Raw genomic sequence first — 7,054 nt, forward strand, 5'->3', positions numbered from 1 at the left:
CCGTCCTTAATCATCCTGTCGTTCAATCGATTGCAGATTCCCATAACCGTTCTGCCGCCCAAATCGTCCTTCGCTGGGGTGTCCAACGTAGCCATTTTTCTTCCGCCGGATTGCTGCGAAAGTGACGCGCAGAAGGCCCCCAAGGATCAAGATCAAACCAAACCCGCCGACTAGCGCCCCAAAGGCAAAGGCGACAAACATCACGACCGCTCCAAGGCCCGAGAGAAGCGAAGAGGTTGCTTCGAATAACCCCGCGCCGATGAAAAACAGGAGGGACGGCGCAAGGATGATCAGCACGCCATCCCGAAGCTCTTTCACCGGTTATTCCCCATACGCGTTCTTGTCGTGCTTCTCGACAATCGTCGCAAAGCGCCGGGCAAAGCGTTCATCCGCCTTCGCCTTCTGCTCCAGGATCGCCCTTGCGAACACCATGTGCCCCTCATGCGCTTCCAGCATGTCGGCCATCTTGTCGTTGGTCGCAGCGCCAATCGCCGCCATCGCGGTCTGGGCTTCCTGGTCGGTTTTCACCCCGATCTCGTTGATCCGGTGCGCCACGTCCTGCTGCTGGGCGGTCTTCAAAGAAGACGTCAAAGCATCATACAGCACAACCCGCTGCTTGGTATCCGTCTGCAGCTTGTTAATCAGCACCAGCTGCGTCGCCGCCTGATTCTGCAACGAATCCACCCAGGTCTTACCCTTCTCGATATAGCGCTCCAGCGTCTGGCTTTTCGCCAGCTTCACCTGCTCGTCCTGCACCAAAGCGTTGTACTTGGCGTTCAGGTTGGCCAGTTCCGTCTCCAGCTTGGTCCGCGCCGCCGCGTCCTGCTCGACGCTGATCTTGTTCTCCAGCTCGATGATCTTGGGGTCCATCCCCGCCACTTCGGCGCGCACCGCCTCCAGCGCGCCCACGGTTTCTTCGCGCTCGGTCAGCGTCGACGAAAGGTTCGTCTCCACCCGCCCCTTCTGCACGTTCAGCATATCAAGCTGGCCTTGCAGCAGCCGCACGATCACATCCGATTTCCCGATCAGGTCCTGCAGCTTGTCATCGACCGAGGCAGACCGCATCCGCTCCTGCCGCATCGAATCCGCCTTGGCCGAGGAGAAAATGCCGATGAAGCTTTCCATCCCGGTTTTCGACCGCATTTCCGCAAACTCGGCCGAAAAGCCCGCCGTCACATCATCCAGCCCCATGATCAGCTCGGCGATGTTGGCATTCATCAGGTCGGTGTGCTTGTGCACATCCTCCAGCGTGGCGTTCTCGACATCAATCGAGATACCCTCGTCCAGCTTGGTTCGTGCCGCTTCGATCCGCCCGGTAATGGCAGAAATCTTCGCCTGCGCCTCGGCCACCTGAGCCTGGCTTTCCTTGATCTGCGTTTCGAAATCGGCCATCGCGCCCTCCGTTGAACCACTTTGCATGCACATAAGAATGTAACGCCAAATTACATCCCTCTCCTCCGGGAAAATCGGTTGCCAGCAGCACGGGCCGCAAGGCACTCTTTTCCCATGTCAGACGCCGCCATTCTTGCCGCAGTTGCCTCCAGACGCCAAGACCTCATTGGCCTTACGCAAGACCTGGTCCGGATTCCCACGCTGAACCCGCCGGGCCAGCACTATCGCACGATCTGCGATTACCTCGCCGCCCGCCTGCTCCTTTCAGGTTTCAATGTGGCATTCATCCGCGCCCATGGTGCACCGGGCGACAGTGACACCTTTCCGCGCTGGAACCTCGTGGCGCGCATCGACAGCGGACAACCCGGCGATTGCGTGCATTTCAACAGCCATCACGACGTGGTGGAGGTGGGGCACGGCTGGACCCGTGATCCCTTTGGCGGCACGCTTGACGGTGATCGCATCTATGGCCGTGGCGCCTGTGACATGAAAGGCGGCCTCGCCGCCAGCATCATCGCGGCCGAGGCGTTTCTTGTCACCACACCCGATTGGCGCGGCAGCCTGGAAATCTCCGCCACGGCGGATGAGGAATCCGGCGGCTACGGCGGCGTCGCCTACCTCGCTGAACATGGCCATTTCGTGCATGTGACCCACGTCATCATCCCCGAACCCTTGCACAAAGACCGGATCTGCCTTGGCCATCGTGGCGTCTGGTGGGCCGAGGTGGAAACCCATGGCCGCATCGCCCACGGTTCCATGCCATTCCTGGGGGACTCAGCCATTCGCCACATGGGTGCGGTCCTCGAACAGATCGAGGATACCCTCACCCCGAACCTTGCCACCAAAACCACGGCAATGCCGGTGGTCCCGCCGCAAGCCCGGCAATCTACGCTGAACATCAATTCCATCCACGGCGGTGCAGTGGAACCGCAACCCGGCGACACCTCGCTTCCTGCCCCGACGGTGGCCGACAGCTGCCGCATCGTGCTTGACCGCCGCTTCCTGATCGAAGAATCGCTGCCCGAGGTGAAGGCCGAACTGACCCGCCTGCTGGACCGTCTCACCGAAACCCGCCCCAACTTCCGTTATACCATCCGCGACCTGTTCGAGGTGCAGCCCACCATGGCCCCGCGCGATGCCCCCATCGTCACCACCACCGCCAGCGCCATCGAACGGGTTCTCAATCGGCTGCCGGACTACGTCGTGTCGCCCGGCACCTATGACCAGAAACACATCGACCGGATCGGGCGGCTGAACAACTGCATCGCCTATGGCCCGGGCCTTCTGCATCTCGCCCACCAGCCTGACGAATGGGTCGGCGTGCAGGATATGGAAGACAGCGCCAAGGTCATGGCCCTTGTGCTCAGCGACCTTCTTGCTTGATTTCATCTGTCCCCAAATATCCCGGGGTCCGGGGCAGCGCCCCGGCGGTTGGCCTCAGACCGGAATATTGTCGATTAACCGCACCCCATCCACCCAGGCCGCCGCCAGCATCCGGCGCGGGCGCGATGGGTCATCCGATGGCATCAGCGTGCCTGCGTCGCGCAGCTCGATGTATTCCACCCGCTCGAACCCCGCCGCGCGCATGGCTTCGGCGGCCTCGCGAATCGCCATGCGGTCGGACTGACCGGCGCGAATGTCCATCGCTGCCGCCGTGATTGCGGCGTAGAGCACCGGCGCCTTGGCCCGCCCCGCCGCCGTCAGCCGCACGTTGCGCGATGACATCGCCAGCCCGTCGGCCTCGCGGATCGTCTCACAGCCGACGACATGCACTGCCAGGTTCAGGTCGGCCACCAGCTTCAGCACCACCTGCAACTGCTGCCAGTCCTTCTGGCCAAAGTAACCCCGGTCGGCCATCGTCATCCCAAAGAGCTTGGTCACCACCGTGGCGACCCCGTCGAAATGTCCCGGCCGCATCCGCCCTTCCAGCGGTTCCGACACCCCCGCCACCGACACCTTGGTGCCATAGCCTTCGGGATAGACCTCCTCAGGCGCGGGCGCGAAGATCAGATCGACCGGCACCGTGGCCAACAGCGCCGCATCCGCCGCCTCGGTGCGCGGATATTTCTTCAGATCGTCGGGGTTGTTGAACTGCTTGGGGTTCACGAAAATCGTGGTGATCACCCGGTCACACTCGGCCCGCGCCGCGCGGGCCAGCGACAGATGCCCGTCATGCAGCGCGCCCATCGTGGGCACCACGCCGATGACCTCACCCGCCGCCTTCCACGCCCGTACACGGCTGCGCAGATCGGCCACCGTCCGGACAATCGGGGTCATTTCTTCACCGGCACCACATCGGGAAACGAATGCTCCGGCGCGGGAAACGCGCCAGACCGCACGTCGGCCGCATAGGCCGCAATCGCCTCACCCGCCATTGTGCCCAGCTCGGCATAGCGTTTCACGAATTTCGGGCGGAACTCGGTGAACAGTCCCAGCATGTCATCCACCACCAGCACCTGCCCGTCGCAATGCACTCCGGCACCAATGCCGATCGTGGGGATCGTCAGCGCTTGCGTGATCCGCGCCGCCAGCCCCTCCGGCACCTTTTCCAGCACCACCGAAAACGCCCCCGCCGCTTCCACCGCGCGGGCATCTGCCATCACCTTGTCCGCCTCGCCGTCACGCCCCACCACCTTGTAGCCGCCCAGCGTGTTCACCGATTGCGGCGTCAGGCCCACATGCGCCATCACCGGCACGCCGCGCGCGGTCAGAAACGCAATCGTGTCATGCATATGCACGCCGCCCTCCAGTTTGACCGCCGGCGCACCGGTTTCGGCCATCAGCCGGCTGGCATTGCGGAACGCCTGCTGCGGGCTTTCCTCATAGCTGCCGAACGGCATGTCGATCACCGGCATTGCCTTTTGCGCCCCGCGCACCACGGCACGGCCATGCAGGATCATCATCTCCATCGTCACGCCAAGGGTGGAGGGCAGGCCGTGGATCACCATCCCCACCGAATCGCCCACCAGCACGATGTCGCAATGCGGGTCCACCAGCCGCGCCACCGGGGTGGAATAGGCGGTCAGCACCACCAGCGGCACGGTTCCCTTGCGGGCGCGGATGTCAGGGGGCAGCACCGGACGGATGGGGGATGTGGCGCTCATCAGGGGTCTCCGGGCGCGGACGTTTCTCGTTCTGCCCGTCATATGGGCACAGCCACCGCCCGCCTGCAACAAATTTGCGCCGCACTGCAGCAGCGGCGCAGGCTTGACCCGGCGGTGGCATCAATCCTCAATGGCGCAAACAAAGGATGACCCGATGACCCTGATTCAGCGCCTGACCCGTGACGGCATCACCCCTGACGTAACCCGTCCCGACCCCGCAAAACTTGTCTCCGGCGATCCGGTTCACAGCACCTGGAACGTTGAAGACCGCGACGGGCTTTACTCTGGCCTCTGGCAGTCAACTCCGGGCACTTGGCGCGTCGCCTATGCCGAGTGGGAATATGTGCATATCCACGCAGGCCATTCCATCCTGACCGGCGCGGATGGCAGCGTCACCCATCTGCGGGCCGGCGACAGTTACCTGATCCGGCCCGGCTTTGAGGGCACCTGGGAGGTGATCGAGACGACGCTGAAAGACTACGTCATCCAGAGTTAGCGCCGCCAGAGGTGCCTGCCGTCACCGTGGCTTGCGGCACTTCGGGCAGTGGGCATTCGTTCGCCTCGATCCCTTTGCGCTTGCAGGCCGACAGTCGCTTCTTTTCGGCCTTCTCGGCAGCCAAAGCGTCAGCTTCGGCCTTTTTGGCGATCAGAACCGCCTCTTTTTCTTTCTTTTTGATGTTTTCCGGCGTTTCCGGCACCACGCGGCCAAAGGCGTCGTCCATCTGCGGCCCGTCCACGGCCAGGCTTTCTTCCTGACTGCGCACTTTCACCCGGGTGCCGTTGTCGACGCGGCCATACAGATCAATCGCATCCTGATTGAACAGCCGGATGCAGCCTGCACTGGTCGCATGTCCGATTGACGCATTGTCCACCGTGCCATGAATCCGGAACATCGTGTCACGACCGCCGCGATACAGATACAACGCCCGCGCACCCAAGGGGTTGATCAACCCGCCGGGCAGACCACCGGCATAGGCCGCGTAAAGATCAGGGCGCGTGCGCACCATGTTCGCCGTCGGCTGCCATGAAGGCCACTCAGCCTTGCGCCCGATCACCCCGGCGCCGCGGAACGACAGACCTTCGCGTCCGACTGCGATAGGGTAGCGTATCGCGCGCCCGCCCTCCATCACGAAGTAAAGCTTGCGCGAGAAGGTATCGATGACAATCGTCCCCGGCGCATCATCCGCCGTGTAGGCCACCTCTTCGCGGCGATTGCCTTCAAAGAGGTATTTCTCCGGCACCGGCTGAATGAAGAACTCGCCATCCTGAGCCCCCTCATAGCCGGGCACTTCGGCACGCGCGGTGGGTTGGGTTGGCGTGCTGGCGCAGGCGGCCAGGAACGGTATCAGCAGGACGGCGGCAAACCGGGCAAATGCATGGGTCACGGGCAGACTCGATGGTTAAGGGCAACTGACTGCACCTTGCGCCACGCAGGTCCCCCGGCGTCAAGCCCTCTGGCCACCGAATCTTCCTGAATCTTCCCAATGCGTTGCCCCCGGAAGCTGATTCCGGGGGCGCATGAGCGGATTTTGTCAGTTTACCTTGCCGATGGACCAGAACTGCGTCTCGCCCGAGCTGTCGTTCGTGCCGTCATTGTCGGTCACCAGCCAGCCGATTCCCCCCACATCCACGGCAAAGCCTTCGACCTTTTCCGAAACATAGCCGTGGCCCAGCTTCAGGTCGGGGATCAGATCGCGCACCAGTTCTTTGGTCACCACCGGCAGCGGGCCATCCAGCGGGGCGGGCACCATCTGCGCCACCGACACGCGGGTCAGATGCTTGGTCTTTGCTGCACCGGCAACCTGGTTGTCGCGCTCGATCAGATAGGCCCAGTCACCGCTGATGGTGATTTCCGACAGGCCCATCCAGCCGCCCTCGGGGGCTGCATCCAGCGGGTAATGCACGGCACCCCAGGTCTGGTCCTTGGTGTTGTAGGCCAGCAGCTTTACCATGCCCGCCGGGTCGTCCTTCCATTCGCGCTGCACGGCCATCCACAGCCAGTCACCGGCCACAGCAATGCCCTCGAACCCGAACCGCACTTCGTTTGGCAGCAGGCTTTCCGGCAGCGCGATTTCCTCGACAATCGCGCCCTCGGCATCCACGTGATAGATCGCATGCGGGATCAGCCGGTCGCTGCGCCCTTCGGATGCCAGCCAGAAGCCGCCCTCACCATCCGGCGCCAGCCCTTCAAGATCCAGCTTCTGCGCCGCATCGCCGCCACGCGTCACCGTCAGTGCGGCGGTGATCCTTGCCGGTACGGCCTTGGTGTCGATCGTGTAGATCGTCGGGGCAGCACCCAGCACAGAATCGTTCACCGCATACAGCTTGCCGGCATCCGCCGGGTCCGCCGCCAGACCGGATAAGGCGGCCCAGCCGATCAACGGGTCGCTGCCGGCGCTGGTGATGGTGGGATAGGCCGGCACCCCTTCGGCCAGCGCATAGATCATCACATGCGCCGGGGCCAAACCATCGGCGCGCAGGTCCACCTCATTCGCGGTGACCAGCAAGTTGCGCGCCGGGATCGCCACCATGCCTTCGGGGCTGATGCCCGATGGCAG

General features: G+C 63.3%; 7 protein-coding genes and 1 pseudogene. 2 read left to right on the forward strand and 6 right to left on the reverse strand.

Annotated elements, in window-relative coordinates; all coding sequences use genetic code 11:
* Positions 1 to 6: 6 nt before the first annotated feature.
* Both RMO18_RS02115 and RMO18_RS02120 read right to left on the reverse strand, forming a co-directional pair.
* Positions 7 to 297, reverse strand: coding sequence for a hypothetical protein (locus tag RMO18_RS02115; protein WP_309663672.1), 291 nt, complete (start codon positions 295 to 297; stop codon positions 7 to 9).
* A 24-nt stretch (positions 298 to 321) separates the two neighbouring features.
* Positions 322 to 1,392 carry a hypothetical protein gene (locus tag RMO18_RS02120; RefSeq protein ID WP_309663673.1) on the reverse strand — a complete coding sequence of 357 codons (1,071 nt, stop codon included), beginning with the start codon at positions 1,390 to 1,392 and terminating at the stop codon, positions 322 to 324.
* A gap of 114 nt (positions 1,393 to 1,506) precedes the next feature.
* On the opposite strand from RMO18_RS02120, the gene RMO18_RS02125 reads away from it, so the two are divergent.
* A complete protein-coding gene (locus tag RMO18_RS02125) occupies positions 1,507 to 2,775 on the forward strand; it encodes an acetylornithine deacetylase/succinyl-diaminopimelate desuccinylase family protein (RefSeq protein ID WP_309663674.1) in 1,269 nt (422 codons plus the stop codon).
* Positions 2,776 to 2,829: 54 nt separating this feature from the next.
* Here RMO18_RS02125 and panC read toward each other — a convergent pair whose 3' ends face one another.
* Together panC and panB are read right to left on the reverse strand one after the other, a co-directional pair.
* Positions 2,830 to 3,669 (reverse strand): pantoate--beta-alanine ligase, encoded by an 840-nt coding sequence (gene panC, locus RMO18_RS02130; protein WP_309663675.1) that lies wholly within the window; start codon positions 3,667 to 3,669, stop codon positions 2,830 to 2,832.
* Entirely contained in the window at positions 3,666 to 4,496 is an 831-nt protein-coding gene (gene panB, locus RMO18_RS02135; RefSeq protein WP_309663676.1) for a 3-methyl-2-oxobutanoate hydroxymethyltransferase, read from the reverse strand. Before panB ends, panC begins: the two co-directional genes overlap by 4 nt.
* A 154-nt stretch (positions 4,497 to 4,650) precedes the next feature.
* Here panB and RMO18_RS02140 point away from each other — a divergent pair, with 154 nt between their 5' ends.
* Positions 4,651 to 4,992, forward strand: coding sequence for a cupin domain-containing protein (locus tag RMO18_RS02140; RefSeq protein ID WP_309663677.1), 342 nt, complete (start codon positions 4,651 to 4,653; stop codon positions 4,990 to 4,992).
* A gap of 163 nt (positions 4,993 to 5,155) precedes the next feature.
* Here RMO18_RS02140 and RMO18_RS02145 read toward each other — a convergent pair.
* Together RMO18_RS02145 and RMO18_RS02150 are read right to left on the reverse strand one after the other, a co-directional pair.
* A pseudogene (locus tag RMO18_RS02145) lies at positions 5,156 to 5,887 on the reverse strand (L,D-transpeptidase); the annotation flags it as partial.
* 141 nt (positions 5,888 to 6,028) lie between these two features.
* Positions 6,029 to 7,054 (reverse strand): esterase-like activity of phytase family protein (locus tag RMO18_RS02150; protein ID WP_309663678.1); only part of this gene is annotated, 1,026 nt, incomplete at its 5' end.

Origin of the sequence: Tabrizicola sp., assembly GCF_031377265.1 — a bacterium.
Taxonomy (GTDB): domain Bacteria; phylum Pseudomonadota; class Alphaproteobacteria; order Rhodobacterales; family Rhodobacteraceae; genus JAUYQR01.

Excerpts from the sequence above, each read along its gene's own strand:
- panC (WP_309663675.1), bottom strand. The coding sequence starts at position 3,669 with ATGACCCCGATTGTCCGGACGGTGGCCGATCTGCGCAGCCGTGTACGG.
- panB (WP_309663676.1), bottom strand. The coding sequence starts at position 4,496 with ATGAGCGCCACATCCCCCATCCGTCCGGTGCTGCCCCCTGACATCCGC.
- RMO18_RS02125 (WP_309663674.1), top strand. The coding sequence starts at position 1,507 with ATGTCAGACGCCGCCATTCTTGCCGCAGTTGCCTCCAGACGCCAAGAC.
- RMO18_RS02140 (WP_309663677.1), top strand. The coding sequence starts at position 4,651 with ATGACCCTGATTCAGCGCCTGACCCGTGACGGCATCACCCCTGACGTA.
- RMO18_RS02120 (WP_309663673.1), bottom strand. The coding sequence starts at position 1,392 with ATGGCCGATTTCGAAACGCAGATCAAGGAAAGCCAGGCTCAGGTGGCC.